Origin of the sequence: Sphingobacterium corticibacterium, assembly GCF_004208525.1 — a bacterium.
Classification (GTDB): Bacteria; Bacteroidota; Bacteroidia; order Sphingobacteriales; family Sphingobacteriaceae; genus Sphingobacterium; species Sphingobacterium corticibacterium.
The window spans coordinates 124,716-139,089 of the sequence record NZ_SGIT01000006.1 but is presented as its reverse complement, the minus strand read 5'-3'; the positions used below and the strand labels follow the sequence as shown (position 1 = coordinate 139,089).

Here is a 14,374-nt window from a genome sequence, read left to right as displayed (position 1 = left end):
AGGTTTTGGTTTATTATTTTTTCGCAAACCGCTCCACAATATCGTCTACCATCAAATCAACAGAAGTCAATCCACCTCCTGATATAAACCACAATTCAGGGTCAAGGTAAAATATTTTATCGTTTTTAAACGCATCGGTTTGCTGTATAAGCAAGTTCTCCACTTCACGTAAATTCGCTTTTTTTCCGACAACGGCGGCGTTCCGGTCCACGATAAAAAGATAGTCCGGATTAGCATCAGCGATAAGCTCATTCGACACACGCTGTCCGTGCACAGACTCATCCTGCAATTCCATAACCGGTTTGATATGTAACACATCATGTATAAAGCCAAATCGACTTCCTTCACCAAAAGCACTGAATTTACCATTATTATAAATTAAAAAAAGTGCCTTGCCAGGATTTACTTCAAAGTCTTTCTGTGCTTTCTTGATTTTTTCTTCCAGTGTATAGAGCTTTTCCTCAGCCACGTTCTCTTTATCCACTATTTTCGCCAAAAGCATGACATTGTGTCTGAAAGACGGTAAATAATCTTTATTATCTGTTCCGATAAATATAGCCGGAGCAATATCATTCAGTTCTTCATAGAAACGTTCTTGACGGGTCGACATTAAAATCAAATCAGGAGACAATGCGTTTATTCCTTCGAAATTGGGTTCGATTACAGACCCTACATCCGCAATATCCGGATTATTCTTAAGGTCATCCAAATATTCCGGCATATACTTCTTTGGAATTCCAATGGGTGTAACCCCAAGTTCTTTTAAAGTCTCCAACGCTCCGATATCTAACACCACAATACGCGAGGGATTTTGGGGAACCATGGTAGGCCCCAGTTTATGTTCGATCTCCAGCTGATTGCCAGAAAGCTGTTCCTTTTGGGAATTAGAATTACAGCCCATCTGCATCAAGCAAAACAAAAAGCATGAGAAAACGAGTGTTGATTTAAATATATTGTTCATTTCAAAGATTAAAATAATTACAAATTTTCTTTTGATTTTTCTCGATAATATCAAATTCAATACCGAAGATCTCCTTAAGAATTTCGGGTCTGATAATATTATTTACTTCGTCACTATAACGTATTTTGCCATCTTTCATCGCAATGATATGATCCGAATATTGTGCAGCAAAATTAATTTCATGGATAACAATCACAATGGTCTTCCCTAACTCATCTACCAGCCTCCGCAGTGTCTTCATTACATGTACAGAATGCTTCATGTCGAGGTTATTTAACGGCTCATCCAATAATATGTACTCCGTATCCTGTGCGATAATCATCGAAATAAACGCACGCTGACGTTGTCCTCCACTCAACTCATCAATATAAGCATCTGTCAAGTCTTCGAGATCGGAAAACACAATCGCCTCTCGTACTTTTTGCCAATCTGCATCTGTCATTCTTCCTTTACTATAAGGGAAGCGACCGAATGCGACCAGATCCTTGACAGTGAGCTTCACATCCGTTTGGTTTGATTGCTTTAGAATGGAGAGCTTTTTAGCAAGCTCATTGCTTTTGTAATCAGGAAGCGACCTGTCCATAAAAGAAACCTCTCCCCCATCTTGTTTGAGTAAACGGCTGAGGATAGAAAGCAATGTACTTTTACCCGCTCCATTCGGTCCGATAAGCGAGGTAATACGGCTGTCCGCTATCTTACCATCTAACCCATCAATGACACGTTTCTTTCCATATTCTTTAACAAGACCTTGGAAAATCAACTTATTTTCTTTCTCGAACTCCATATTAAATACATAAAATACAGCCCCCCAACAAAGTTAATAACAATACTCACGGTGGTGGAAAAGCTTAAAATATGTTCCACAAAAAACTGTCCCGCAATCAAACATATGCACGAAACCGCACTGCAAAGCCATACTGTGTGTGCATGTTTGTTCGTCTTAAATAGCTCGTAAGTCAAGTTGGTAACCAGAATACCCAAAAACGTAATGGGGCCCACCAACGCTGTCGAAACGGATACTAACAAAGCAATAATAAGCATAAATGTCCGGATCAACTTATTATAGTCCAAACCTAAATTAATCGCATGATCTTTCCCCAGGGCAATCACATCTAAATACTTTAAATAACGAAGTGTTAGAACAAGTGTCCCCATCAACGTTATTGCCGCTATTCCTAATAATTTAACGTTCATCTTAGCAAAAGACACGAACATAAAATTCTGTACAATGGAAAATTCGTTCGGATCGATTACGACATGGAGAAATTGGCTCAACGTGTTGAATAACGTTCCCATCACCATTCCCATTAACAATAAATAGAAGATGTTTTTCTGTTGCCTCCCAAAAATCAGAAAATACATAAACACGGAAAAACCGAGCATTAGGAGTACCGCATAGAAAAAATTTTCCTGCTGTGAGATAACCTTAAACGCCTTATCTCCATAAAAAAATACGATCAACGTCTGAAAGAGGATGAAGATCGACTCATACCCCATGATAGAGGGCGTTAATATCCTATTGTTTGTAATTGTTTGAAAAATAACCGCAGAAAAAGCCACGCTCACCCCCACAATCGCCATGGTTGCCAACCGGATACCACGACGACTTAATACATAGTCGAGGTTATTACCCGTATTATACATCATAAACAATAGGATGGATACCACTAACAATGCCACTAGCCATATAACCTTGCGCCCCTGCTTCATCTACTTTTTTTTAAGATCAGTAAAAAGAAGGTTATACCACCAACAATACCAACCGTCATCCCGATGGGTATTTCGTACGGGAAAACCAGTAATCGGCCGATAATATCACAAATCAATAAAAGCACCGCACCCAGAAAAGCCGTTAGCGGCAAGGCACGTCGGAGATTGTCACCGATGAGCATACTCACCACATTAGGCACGATAAGCCCCACAAAAGGAATCGCCCCTACGGTTACCACAGATGCACTGACAACGAGTGATACAGCCATCAGTCCGATATTGACAACCGTATGATAGGATAGTCCCAAATTTGTAGCGAAACTTTTACCCATACCGGCAATGGTGAATCGCTCGGCGTATAAATAACTAATCAGCACCATCGGCAGGATGATATAAATCGCTTCGTACTGCCCCTGCATAACAGCCGAAAAATCTCCCAATAACCACTCCTGCGTATTTTGAACGATATTATTTTTGTAAGCGAAAAAGGTCGAAATAGAAGCTAAAATACTACCGAACATAATTCCAACCAAGGGAATAAAGACCGTGTTTTTATCTTTGACCTGTTCTACAAACCAAATAAAAAGAAGAGCGGATAGAAACGTAAAAACCAAAGCAGAAAGCATCCGAACCATCAAGGAGGCTTCAGGCGAAAACACCAAAGCAAAGAGGATTCCCATTTTAGCCGCTTCCAGCGCTCCCGAAGTGGTGGGAGACACAAACCTGTTTTGCGAAAGCTGCTGCATGATAAAACCCGCAATACTAAGCCCTGCACCGACTAATATCAACGCCAATGTACGTGGAATACGGCTTATTAAAAAAACGATAAGCTTATCCTCATCGCCCAACAAATCTATTACGCGAATATCCTTAACCCCTGTAAACAAAGAAATCCATGCTAATAGCAGGATAGAGCATACAGAAACGGTATAGTAGATTATCGTCCGGTTGTTTGTTCCCAACTTAATTCGTTTATACATGTAGAGACGCAACATGTTGCGTCTCTACAGAAATCCTATTTAGATACAAAGGTATTAATTTATTTTTGTCACCGTATCTCCATTGGTGTCTACGACAACCGGCTGGCCTTCCACAGGTCTTCCACCTTTTGTTTTATTGATAACGTAGGCTATTCCCTGCGCATCAATTTTCACGTGATTAGGATGAGAACCTGTCTGTAAGTCAGCTAATACTGCATAGGAATCCCCATCAATAACCGTTGTTGTACCCGTTTGGCGGTTTGCAGAGTATATTCTATTTTTAACCGGATCATACGCTACACCAATGGCACCAGCACCTGTTTCAATAGTTTTCAACAGCTTTCCATCTGTATCCAAAACAGTCAGTGTACCCGACTTTTGGTTGGTCACAAACAAGCGTTTACCGTCACTAATAATATTTACAGGCGCCTCTCCACCAGAAGGAAAAGTTTTCTCTATATTTTTTGTCTTTGTATTGATTATCGCAACGCTGTTTGTACCCATAATCGTCGCGTATATCTTATCCTTACTTCCGACGAAAGCCATGCCCGTTAAGGTTTTACCGAGATTCTCAATCAGATGCGAAAACGTATTTGTCTTGCCATCTATCACCCAAATACTGCTGGGATCCCCCACATCACTTACATACACGAGATTGTTATCCTCATCAACGAGCACTTCACGGGTATGGGATTTTTCACCACCGTGATTAAACGTCGCAATCAGTTTACCCGATTTCAAATCAACTGCACTGACGGAATTTGTTCGGGTATTGGTGGTATAAACCGTCTGTGTTTTGTTGTTGATACCAATTCCAAAAGGCGGATTTTCTGCTAAGCTGATGCTGTCTACTATCGAAAGGTTTGTGCGGTCGATTTTATATAACGCACCTCCTGGGCTGGTCCGGGATCCCGCGCCTGTAACATACAAAAAACCATCCTGTTGATTAATCACAGCCTCATATACACCACGACCAGCTGGTGCAGATTTTTCAACCTGCTGAGCAGATACCTCTAAAGCCGGTAAAGCGGCTAACCCCGCAAGCAACAAGAGACTTGATCTGTTGCTTTTTCTTAAAGATTTATTCGTAACCATAAAGTTTATTGTAATTAAGTAACCTATTATATATATGTTAATTGCCTGAAATCTCTTTTTGCCAGCGTCCATAAAAACGAGTAAACGCTTTTTGCCAATATAGCGCTCCATGTTTCCCTTCTTCATCTATATCAATCATGATCTTCACACACATCGCTTTTTTATGAGCATCAATAAAGTCCAACATATCCGCGCGCATATCGCCCTGCCCCTCCGGTGCATTTCTACGTTTTTCCCTGCCCCCGGCATAAAAATAATAGCATTGTCCGCAAAGTAGGCAAGCGTTCTCCTTTAGCTTTTCGGCGAAGAAACCTTCTAATTCCTTTTTACCCGTCCAAATCGACGGAGAAAATACGCCAAGGGTACCAAATACGTTTGCATGGAGCAACCCGGCATAGAGCGTCAGCAAACCGCCAAACGAACTCCCCACCATACCGGTATGCTTCTTATCTGCTAATGTTCTGTAATGTTTATCTACGTAGGGTTTTAATACTTCTACGATATCGCGCAAGTATAAATGCCCCTTCGGTTCCGTCATCTCCCCGAATGGAAAAAGTAAAAATTCACGTGCTCTATCCGCTATTTCTGCGGGGTGTTCTATACCAAGTACAATCGCTTGCCGGTTAGCGGCGTCGATAGTTTCATCAACCATCCACTCGACCGGTCCCATTCTTCCCACCGATGTCGCCTCATCAAAAAGATGCTGCCCATCGTGCATATACAATACAGGATACTGTTTATCGGTATATTGATATTCTTCCGGCAAATAAATCCATATCCTACGATGCGTGTCCAGATGTGGAAAGTAAAACTGATCTGCCATGACATGTACCTGCGGACTAGCTGTAGATAAAGGAAATTTATCACGCCATCCCTCAATGGTCACCTCCACTTCTGTATCGCGACTAGCATCGATACGGTAGGGAGCAAGAAGTTCGCCGTCTGCCGTACTGCTTAACGTATCCCAACCACCCCGGGTGATTTTGAATTCCAATTCACTTTCTTCCAAACCCTCAAGTACCACACTTGTTTTTTTACCAAGTGGCGGGATTACACCTGCCGGATGCGCATCCACCTGCCAATTACGTACATTACTTGCCAAATAACACTGCTCACCAACAAAACTATTGCTGTTATTCAGAATATGGACGACGACCGTAAATGTTTTTTTTGACATGCGTAGAAAATTTAACACTCGCGCTAAATGAAACTATAAATTGGCGCTAATTTAGATAGATTCTAAACAAATAACAAGCATTATCTGAATTTAATCTAAATTACCTTATATTTGCAGCAATTATTATAGAGAATAATCCATGCGCTATAAGATATACATGCTATCGGCTTTGCTTTTTTTGTCCAAGTTTATGTTGGCACAAACAACCGATGTGTTAACAGGGTATGTGCACAATGAAGATGGAATTCCGCTTGGAGATGCTACGGTACAAATAGGAAATTACGGTACGACGGCACTTTCCAACGGCTATTTTAGTCTTAAAAACATCCCGACGGGTAAACATTTATTGGTGGTATCTGCGGTGGGGTACGCCGCTTTTCAAGATACTATTGTCAAATTAGCGCATGAAAATTTGGCATTACAGATTCGTTTGTCTAAAGATGATAAGGTCTTGCAAGAGGTCACGGTGGTAGGTAAATCCGAAACGCAGCAGGTAAGGGAGCAAGCCATTCGAGCGGTAGTCGTGGATACCAGAGCTGTTTCTACACGAGCGACCACATTAACCGATTTAATGAACAGGAGCACCGGTGTACGCATCCGGCAGAATGGCGGATTAGGCAGCCGTCCGGAAATATCGATTAATGGGTTTCAAGGCAAGGCGATTAAGTACTTTAAAGACGGTATTCCTTTAGACTATATGGGGGACGGCTATAATATTGCCAGTTTACCGTTGGAAGCGTTAGAGCGAATAGAAGTTTTTAAAGGTGTACTTCCAGTTTCATTAGGAGCAGATGCCCTAGGAGGTGCAGTCAACCTTGTTACCGCAAGAAGAAGAGGATCACACATGCACGCTTTTTACGAAATAGGATCCTTCAATACACATCGGGCTGGCGTCACCGCAACACATGAAACGAAAAACCAAAAATGGTCCTATGGCACCGAACTTTTCTTTAATCATTCCGACAACGATTATGATGCTTTTGTAGGTGTTCGCAATCCCAATACAGCCAACCTAGAATACAGGGATATGCGTTTGTTCCACAACGCTTTCCAGAGTTACTATGGCGAAGCATATGTAAATCTACAAAACCGAAATTGGGTGGATGAGCTCCGCTTAAGCCTGACAGCGTTCGCATTGGAACGGGAACAGCAACATCCGGCGCTGATGACCGACGCTTATGGCGCTGTATTAGGAAAACAACAAACTGTAGTACCGAGCCTGCGCTACAAGAAAAAATTATTGGACGGCAAACTTTCGATCGACCAATTTGCCGCCTATAACAATTTGCAGACACGTCGTATCGATACCTTGATGGGGAGATACGACTGGTACGGTGAATTCACACCAAAAACAACTCCGGGGGAAAGCCGCTTACCCTCCCTCTCGAAAATTCACGAACGCCAGGTCATACTACGCACGAATATAGGCTATCAAATTAATCCTACGACAAGCTTAGACTTCAACTATGTGTTTACAGATGCGAATAGGGACGGTGAAGATCCGTATGGACAACGGCTGGCCGGCACCGATATCGACGTCCTCTCGTTGACGTCAACCTACCAAAAGCAGGTATTTGGATTATCGCTCGACAAATATTGGATGGACGAAAAACTTCATAACCAATTAATGGCTAAGTTTTACCGCTATAGTGCATCCGGTATTCAAAACACCTGGTTTTCTACTAGTGTAACAGATGCGGACAAACGCCAGCAATCCGGTAATTATTGGGGCGTCGCGGAAGCATTACGCTACCGCATCACACCAAGCTCCTTTGTTAGAGGTTCGCTGGAATACACTTACCGCCTTCCGGAACGGGAAGAGTTATTTGGAAACAACATTTTTATTGTACCGAATTTTGAGCTAAATCCCGAAAAGAGTTTCAATGCGAGTTTGGGTTATCAACAGACTTTTGATGGCAACTTCACGGTAGAAGCCAATGGGTTTTACCGTCGCACGAAAGGACTCATTTTATTAGTGCCCATCCAGGCACCAAATGCGCAATATCAAAATCAAGAGCACGTCAAAGGCTTTGGTTTTGACCTAGATATGCGTTATCGTTTTGCTACACATTATACCCTTAGTGGAAATGCCACCTGGCAGAATCTTCGCCTATTTGGTATTACACACGAAACAGATCAATGGAAAAACGATGCGCGTTTACGAAATACGCCCTATTTCTTCGCCAATGCCGGAATACAGTCCGATTATGATGCCGTTTTCGCCCATGAAGATAATTTAAAGGTATTTGTAAACTATAATTTTCTTCGGGAATTTTATCTGGAAACGATACGAAAAGACCTAGAACCGGGAGGGTTTTTAGGCTTATCCGGACAAGCGAATATCAATTCGAATCTCCGCATCCCCGACCAGCACCTGCTGAACGCGGGCTTTACGTATAAAGTATCGTCAGGGCGTATCAATTTAGGTGCAGAAGTGCGGAATCTATTGGACAAGGATTTGTATGACTATTATCGGATACAACGTCCCGGCAGAAGCTTTCATCTGAAAGTAAGCTATGGACTATAATCATGGATATAACTTTTAAATCGAAGACAACATGAATATTAATTTAGAAAAAATGAAAACTTTAAAACTTAAAGCAGGAATACTTGCACTGGCAATGGGGATGCTTTTTGTCGGATGCAGTGACAACGATGATCCGCAACCTGATCCGGACGATAATCAGGAAAGCAAATATGTTTTGATAACTATGAGCAGTAATGTTTTAGAAAAACCCGGTTATGCTACCGCATTCGATGAGTTGCCTTCCGGCAATATCGCGAACAATGGCAGCAATGCTTTGCAAGGTTTCGGATTTGGCGGCTGGCGTCCCTATGGCAATTGGTTATTCAAAATGTTTGCTACAGAGACCCCCAACACCCTTGGTATCGAGCGGCTGGAAGTAAATGCAAACGGTGATGTAACATCCGGACAGTTTATAGCGGGAGACAATACGACCAACGGAACAGGAAATTTTGTTATTGTGGACGAAAACAAAGGTTACTATTGGGACGGTGCATCTCCTTTAAAAATCCAGATATTTAACCCAACAACCATGTCCAGAACTGGAGATATTGATTTGGCAGATGTTGTTAACCAACGTGGCGCAGATGAAGCAGAAATTCTATACCGTGCTATCGGTCAGAAATTCCTAGCCGTAAAAGGCGGAAAGTTATTTGCCAATATTACGTATGCGACCACAAACGGTACCCAAAAAGGTTTCTGGGATGATTTTTATGATGATGTGTATATTGCTGTAATTGATATTGCTTCCGGTACACATGACAAAACCATTAAAATAGAAGATACTGGTGCTATTGCGTATATCAACGACAACAATATGTATGATTTTGATACCAATGGAGATTTATACATCGTAACACAAGGCGTACACCCTAGAGGCGAAGGTGGTAAATCGAAAATCGTCCGTATTAAGGCTAACGAAACGGATATTGATCCGGAATGGAACTTAAACATGGACGATATCATGGATGGTGGTAAATTTGTTTCCGTTTTCGCGAAAGACGGAAAAATAATTACGGTGATCCCGAAAGAACGTATCGTGGGCGGACCAACTGGCAATATCAACTTCGAAGATATTTGGGAATTTTACAGCATTGATATTGCAAGTAAAGAACGCACAAAAATCAATGGTGTGCCTGCTGTAACCAATCCTGGTGCTGCATATGGTGCCATCGAGATTGACGACAAGATCTTACTGCGTGTTACAACAAAAGACGGCAGCAAAAACGGCTATTTTGAATATAATGCCTCGACAAATTCAGCGACGGAATTGTTCAAGGTAACTTCCGGCGGATCTGTTTCTGGTTTACACAAAGTGAATATTGGAAATTAACCCTAAAAAAAAGGACTCGAATCGAGTCCTTTTTTTATATTTTTATTTACCCGGGATAACCGTAATCTTCCTAAACTCTACACCTGTATGATCACCCTGCAAGTAAATCGGTCCCGGCTCACCTTCCCTGCTATCCAAAGCTCCTCCGGTAATACCTGGAATCTCCTGATTGCTGATGATAGTTCTGCCATTCGCCACAATCGTTACCATACGCCCACGTAGCGTTATTTCGTACTTATTCCATTCATTCGGACCCAAAGTTGCCATTTCGCTCGGTGATAAGAATCCATATACACCGCCAAAATACAACGAACCTGGATGTCTGTCTTTTGGAGAATCCTCAATCTGCACTTCATAGCGTCCGCGCAGGTAGATACCCGAATTCGCCCCTTCCTTATAACGAAATTCCGCGATTAACTTAAAGTCATCAAATTTCTGTTCACTAATCAGATTTGCGCCAGTTTCTTTATTGATTAAGATACCCTCTTCAACCACCCACTGGCTGTTATCGCCCGAAGCATTCCAGCTCGTCAGGTCTGTTCCATTGAACAGCTCTATAGGTTCACCCCATTGGGCTTCACCCGTACGGACAAGATAAGGCGCCTTCACCCCGGTGAAATCAAATTTGTTCCCTTTATTAGTTGTAATCGTACCTTTGATTCCATCTCCCGCCAGCTCACCTTCAATCGTAAAAAATCCATCTCCTCCTTCCCATTGTGGTGGAATCTGAAACGAAAACTTACCATCTTTCAGTTGGATGTGAGAAACAGGACGCGCACTGCCGGCATCTGCTACAAACGATCCGACCAATACGTTAAACCCAGACAACTTCACTTCTAACCATGAAGGTGCTGCTTTACCGTCTTTATCCACGGTAATGTCCCAACGCCCTATTAATCCCTCTGCTTCCTCAGGTACCACTTGCGTAGCAGCATTATGTATTTCTTCTTCCTGTTTCTGTTCCGTTGTTCCATTGTTGCACGAAACCACACCAGCTGTTAATAAACACATCAATGCGCTATAGCCAACATATTGTTTTAGCATAACTTTAGTTTAGAGTTTTGAAGATACGAATCTACAAAAAAATAACGCTATACAATCTTTTCTGGACGAAAGAGAAACTGATCATCTTCCAAAATGAAGCAATACATCATGTTTATAATGTCCTCTCCCCCTCTTGGCTTTCTTATATTTTTTCTTTTTCTGACCTGGGGCATGTCGTTTAGCCGATTTATCCCCATAAACTTTTTTCGCCTTCCCCGGCGGCAAATGTCCGTGAGGATGTCGGTGTGAGTAACAAGACGAAAACGCGAATAACAATAACGCTACCGTTAAAAACCCCAATATTCTTTTCATATCCAATCTCTTATTTTGCAATTACACGCAAATTCTAAGCCAAAGCAACGAGGGCCTACCAATCAATGCGCTAGTTATTCCGTTAACCATCCCATTATATGGAAATAAATCGATAATTTAGCCAAAAACAATGAGTAGGTTATCATGGGGAAAGTCAATATAAAGTCTATTGCGGCAGCACTTAATCTATCTCCGGCGACCGTTTCCAGAGCATTGAACGACAGCTATGAAATTAAAAAGGAGACGAAACAGCGGGTTTTAGCCTATGCGGAGGAACATAACTATCGACCCAACCCTTCTGCAAAGCATCTCAAAACGGGGAAAACAAATCTCATCGGCGTGGTCATTCCCTTTCTATCCAGTCCGTTCTTTTTGGAATTTATTGATGAGTTATATAAACTAGCGTGGCCACAACATTACACGCTACTTCCTTTCCAGACACAAAATGGCGAGGAAATGGAAAAAGAAGCTTTAGATTTTCTCATTCGTCAAAATGTAGCCGGAATCATCATTTCACCAGCTTTTGAAAACTCCAACACCGAGTTACTACGAAACATTCATCACGACCATTGTCCCGTCATCCTATTTGATCGCATACAGCATGATCTGGACACCTATAAGATCGGCATCCACAATAGTTTGGAAACCTATAATGCTACAGAAGAACTGATTAAGAAGGGGCGTACAAAAATTGCGTTTCTCTGTGGCAAAGATATTGGTAACACAAAAGACCGCATCCGAGGCTACAAGAATGCACTTCATAACTATTCCATCCCATTTCGGGAAGAATATGTCATTCACGCAGATTATCAAGATCCAACTGAAAATATTGACAATGAACTAAAGGAAGTCTTCAAAAAACTTCAAACAATGGATAACATGCCGAACGCCATCGTTGGTGGCACGGACACCTTATCCGTTAAGGTGTTAGGCATATTGGCAGAGCTTGATCTATCTGTTCCGCAGGATGTCGCCGTGATCGGTTTCACCAATACCAATCTTGCAAACTACTTAAATCCGGCGTTGTCCACCATCCGACAACCTACACAAGAGATGGCTCGGCTAGCGCTGGAGTTATTAATAAAGCTCATTGACAAACAACAAGACCGGCGGGATATGGTCTATGGGAATTTCATGTTTCAGGCAACTACAATCTATCGAAAGTCCACAGAAGTTTAAACCAACTATAAACAGTTTACCTATATCTCTCATCGTCTTATCATCCGATAGGCTATAATAAAGCTCACCATCAGCAATAAAAATACAGCATAGCACAGCAAGCAATTGTGGGCACTATTCCGGGTCGACTCCTTCGCGTTATATTGATAGCTGCTGGCGCTGTCTACTGTGTGCTCCTCTGATCGATGGTTTACAAGGTACTCCCACCCAAACAAACGACCCGAGAGCGTGCGTAATCCGCTATCGGGATGGTAGGCAAAGGCGGAATCGGAAGCAAAGTACCAATACCGAAAAGCACTATCCGAGGCGAAAGTCGTATGTGTGTAGGAAAATCCATGTTGCTCCGCGTTGTTCATCCTTTTACGTAGCGTATAGCACGATGATGTTAATAATAACGCCAGGCACGCTATCTCCTGTACAATCACCAACTTTCTCATTTCCCACCTCCTACCCAATTTGCCAAAGCGTATACCGTAGACAGATGTCGCCGTCTAGATTCTACCCGGTTGTTGCTGTTGCCTTCGATCGTGATCAGGTAGCTATCCTGAACACTTTCCACCAATCCCACATGGTCGATGCGTCGGGCACTCTGCCCATAGATACCGAAGATATCCGCAGGATTTATCTTTAGCCATGTAATGGGACCACGGCAAGCGTCGCCCCTGCAATACGTTCGGGCATTTGGAAACAAGGCCGGACTCCACGGGTTGCGCGGTTCGGGTAATCCGACTTGACCGTAACACCAGCTTACGAATGCGCTGCACCAGGCATAGCCTTTCCCTAGATTTGTATATTGCAGATACTCCTCTACCCTTTTCCCATCGTTGTTGCCTGTCGCCTCGCGCACACCGATTTCGCCCGAGGCGATATCGGTGATTTTTTGCCTTAGGCTGTTGTCCTTTATTTCCTGCCATAATAGTGGACGCTTCATCCCTACAGTATGATGGCCAGCGCCCACAATACCGCATATAACGATAAAAAGAACACCGAGAAATAGATGATACATTGTTGCCATGATGTCAATTGATTAAAGTGGTAATTAAATTCTTTACGGAACGTCTTGAAAGGTTGCCAAAGGATTTCCTGCAACCAGAGGCTACAGAAAATAGCCGCTATGCTGGTCAATAATCCAAAAAGCAGTACCGATAAGATACCGATGTCCAGCACACCGGCCGTGGGATCGATTATTTGCAAGATCGCTCCGATAAACAGGAATAGTGCCGTTAATAGTAATAACGCGATTCCGATTTTGTGTTTGCCAGATAATTCCCCTGCCAGATCCTCGATGAGCCAAGGTGTGTTCGATTGAAGTGTTTTCATATTTCTTACTAATGATTTAATTTTCTCCATATACATTCAGAAAATAAGGGCAGACCAAGTGGTCTACCCCTACCTGGTTAAGGATTTACATCCCTATCCGCGCCGTAAGCTTTGATCACCTCGGTGGTATTCTTCGGCGTATCCAGCATGGTGATCCGGTATATAGCATTCGTATAATCTATATTCTCCGTACTAGCTGTGTACTTCCACCCCGTGTTTTCCTCGTCGGTGGGTTCTGCCTGTCCGACTTCCACAACTGTGTCATCCTGATCAAGGATCTCAAATTCTATTGCGGTCACTTTCAGGATATCCCTGACCAAAAACGTGATTTCGTCTCCTACGTTTCCCAGATATCCACTATCGTTCAACAGCCGTACTTCCGGGCGGGCAAAGAAATCTTTGAATGCTACGTTGTAAGCTGTCTGGTTTACCGTGGCTTTCCTGCTGTAGGCAGCTTTCAGTTCCGGATCCTGAATGGCCTGTTTGGCGTATAGGGAAGCGTTCAGGAAGCGATTCTGTACCTGTTGTTGCTTTTCGGTAACCTCGCGGCCTCCTGCTGTAACGCGGGGACGTTTCGCGATAATTGTCTGATCTCCTCTTTGGCGAAACACGAGGTTTCTTCCCACTTTGCCTGATGCACCCTGCATCACGACATTGTCTCTTGATTTTGCCATTTTTCTAAATTTTTACTCGTTAAAAAACTATTTCTGTGTAAGCACTTTCGGGTACCCATTCGTCT

The 14,374-nt window shown here is 42.6% G+C and carries 14 protein-coding genes; 3 read left to right on the top strand and 11 right to left on the bottom strand.

The window, feature by feature from the left end; all coding sequences use genetic code 11:
- Window positions 1–13: 13 nt before the first annotated feature.
- From EWE74_RS20270 to EWE74_RS20245, 6 genes are read right to left on the bottom strand one after another with little or no spacing between them, the layout of a single operon-like run.
- Complete coding sequence (locus EWE74_RS20270; protein WP_239018733.1) at window positions 14–961, bottom strand: siderophore ABC transporter substrate-binding protein; 948 nt, start codon at window positions 959–961, stop codon at window positions 14–16.
- A 1-nt stretch (window position 962) separates the two neighbouring features.
- Complete coding sequence (locus EWE74_RS20265) at window positions 963–1,745, bottom strand: iron ABC transporter ATP-binding protein (protein WP_130143485.1); 783 nt, start codon at window positions 1,743–1,745, stop codon at window positions 963–965.
- Window positions 1,718–2,671: an iron chelate uptake ABC transporter family permease subunit gene (locus tag EWE74_RS20260; protein WP_130143484.1), complete on the bottom strand. Its 954-nt coding sequence runs from the start codon at window positions 2,669–2,671 to the stop codon at window positions 1,718–1,720. The genes EWE74_RS20265 and EWE74_RS20260 overlap by 28 nt, the downstream gene beginning before the upstream one ends.
- Window positions 2,668–3,651 (bottom strand): ABC transporter permease, encoded by a 984-nt coding sequence (locus EWE74_RS20255; protein WP_130143483.1) that lies wholly within the window; start codon window positions 3,649–3,651, stop codon window positions 2,668–2,670. Before EWE74_RS20255 ends, EWE74_RS20260 begins: the two co-directional genes overlap by 4 nt.
- Before the next feature lie 54 nt (window positions 3,652–3,705).
- Complete coding sequence (locus tag EWE74_RS20250; RefSeq protein ID WP_239018732.1) at window positions 3,706–4,746, bottom strand: YncE family protein; 1,041 nt, start codon at window positions 4,744–4,746, stop codon at window positions 3,706–3,708.
- 37 nt (window positions 4,747–4,783) lie between these two features.
- Entirely contained in the window at window positions 4,784–5,923 is a 1,140-nt protein-coding gene (locus tag EWE74_RS20245; protein ID WP_130143482.1) for an alpha/beta hydrolase, read from the bottom strand.
- Window positions 5,924–6,062: 139 nt separating this feature from the next.
- On the opposite strand from EWE74_RS20245, the gene EWE74_RS20240 reads away from it, so the two are divergent.
- Both EWE74_RS20240 and EWE74_RS20235 read left to right on the top strand, forming a co-directional pair.
- On the top strand, window positions 6,063–8,450 hold the full coding sequence (locus EWE74_RS20240) for a TonB-dependent receptor plug domain-containing protein (RefSeq protein WP_130143481.1): 2,388 nt from the start codon (window positions 6,063–6,065) through the stop codon (window positions 8,448–8,450).
- Between the two features lie 52 nt (window positions 8,451–8,502).
- Entirely contained in the window at window positions 8,503–9,780 is a 1,278-nt protein-coding gene (locus EWE74_RS20235; protein ID WP_130143480.1) for a hypothetical protein, read from the top strand.
- Window positions 9,781–9,822: 42 nt separating this feature from the next.
- Here EWE74_RS20235 and EWE74_RS20230 read toward each other — a convergent pair whose 3' ends face one another.
- Window positions 9,823–10,824 (bottom strand): 3-keto-disaccharide hydrolase, encoded by a 1,002-nt coding sequence (locus EWE74_RS20230; protein WP_130143479.1) that lies wholly within the window; start codon window positions 10,822–10,824, stop codon window positions 9,823–9,825.
- Between the two features lie 456 nt (window positions 10,825–11,280).
- Between EWE74_RS20230 and EWE74_RS20220 the strand changes: the two genes are divergently transcribed.
- The gene (locus EWE74_RS20220) at window positions 11,281–12,315 is read left to right on the top strand and encodes a LacI family DNA-binding transcriptional regulator (RefSeq protein ID WP_130143477.1); all 1,035 of its coding nucleotides are present in this window, start codon (window positions 11,281–11,283) and stop codon (window positions 12,313–12,315) included.
- A 29-nt stretch (window positions 12,316–12,344) separates the two neighbouring features.
- Here the strand turns inward: EWE74_RS20220 and EWE74_RS20215 are convergent, their stop codons facing one another.
- From EWE74_RS20215 to EWE74_RS20200, 4 genes are all read right to left on the bottom strand, one after another.
- Entirely contained in the window at window positions 12,345–12,752 is a 408-nt protein-coding gene (locus EWE74_RS20215; RefSeq protein WP_165384779.1) for a hypothetical protein, read from the bottom strand.
- Window positions 12,749–13,330, bottom strand: a complete 582-nt coding sequence (locus EWE74_RS20210; RefSeq protein WP_239018731.1) for a CHAP domain-containing protein — start codon at window positions 13,328–13,330, stop codon at window positions 12,749–12,751. The genes EWE74_RS20215 and EWE74_RS20210 overlap by 4 nt, the downstream gene beginning before the upstream one ends.
- On the bottom strand, window positions 13,249–13,635 hold the full coding sequence (locus EWE74_RS20205; protein ID WP_130143475.1) for a hypothetical protein: 387 nt from the start codon (window positions 13,633–13,635) through the stop codon (window positions 13,249–13,251). The genes EWE74_RS20210 and EWE74_RS20205 overlap by 82 nt, the downstream gene beginning before the upstream one ends.
- 77 nt (window positions 13,636–13,712) lie before the next feature.
- A complete protein-coding gene (locus tag EWE74_RS20200) occupies window positions 13,713–14,309 on the bottom strand; it encodes a hypothetical protein (protein WP_130143474.1) in 597 nt (198 codons plus the stop codon).
- Window positions 14,310–14,374: the final 65 nt, after the last annotated feature.

Coding starts and splice junctions, on each gene's coding strand:
- EWE74_RS20245 (WP_130143482.1), bottom strand. CDS start 5,923: ATGTCAAAAAAAACATTTACGGTCGTCGTCCATATTCTGAATAACAGC.
- EWE74_RS20240 (WP_130143481.1), top strand. CDS start 6,063: ATGCGCTATAAGATATACATGCTATCGGCTTTGCTTTTTTTGTCCAAG.
- EWE74_RS20235 (WP_130143480.1), top strand. CDS start 8,503: ATGAAAACTTTAAAACTTAAAGCAGGAATACTTGCACTGGCAATGGGG.
- EWE74_RS20215 (WP_165384779.1), bottom strand. CDS start 12,752: ATGAGAAAGTTGGTGATTGTACAGGAGATAGCGTGCCTGGCGTTATTA.
- EWE74_RS20260 (WP_130143484.1), bottom strand. CDS start 2,671: ATGAAGCAGGGGCGCAAGGTTATATGGCTAGTGGCATTGTTAGTGGTA.
- EWE74_RS20255 (WP_130143483.1), bottom strand. CDS start 3,651: ATGTATAAACGAATTAAGTTGGGAACAAACAACCGGACGATAATCTAC.
- EWE74_RS20210 (WP_239018731.1), bottom strand. CDS start 13,330: ATGGCAACAATGTATCATCTATTTCTCGGTGTTCTTTTTATCGTTATA.
- EWE74_RS20205 (WP_130143475.1), bottom strand. CDS start 13,635: ATGAAAACACTTCAATCGAACACACCTTGGCTCATCGAGGATCTGGCA.
- EWE74_RS20220 (WP_130143477.1), top strand. CDS start 11,281: ATGGGGAAAGTCAATATAAAGTCTATTGCGGCAGCACTTAATCTATCT.
- EWE74_RS20200 (WP_130143474.1), bottom strand. CDS start 14,309: ATGGCAAAATCAAGAGACAATGTCGTGATGCAGGGTGCATCAGGCAAA.
- EWE74_RS20230 (WP_130143479.1), bottom strand. CDS start 10,824: ATGCTAAAACAATATGTTGGCTATAGCGCATTGATGTGTTTATTAACA.
- EWE74_RS20250 (WP_239018732.1), bottom strand. CDS start 4,746: ATGGTTACGAATAAATCTTTAAGAAAAAGCAACAGATCAAGTCTCTTG.
- EWE74_RS20265 (WP_130143485.1), bottom strand. CDS start 1,745: ATGGAGTTCGAGAAAGAAAATAAGTTGATTTTCCAAGGTCTTGTTAAA.
- EWE74_RS20270 (WP_239018733.1), bottom strand. CDS start 961: ATGAACAATATATTTAAATCAACACTCGTTTTCTCATGCTTTTTGTTT.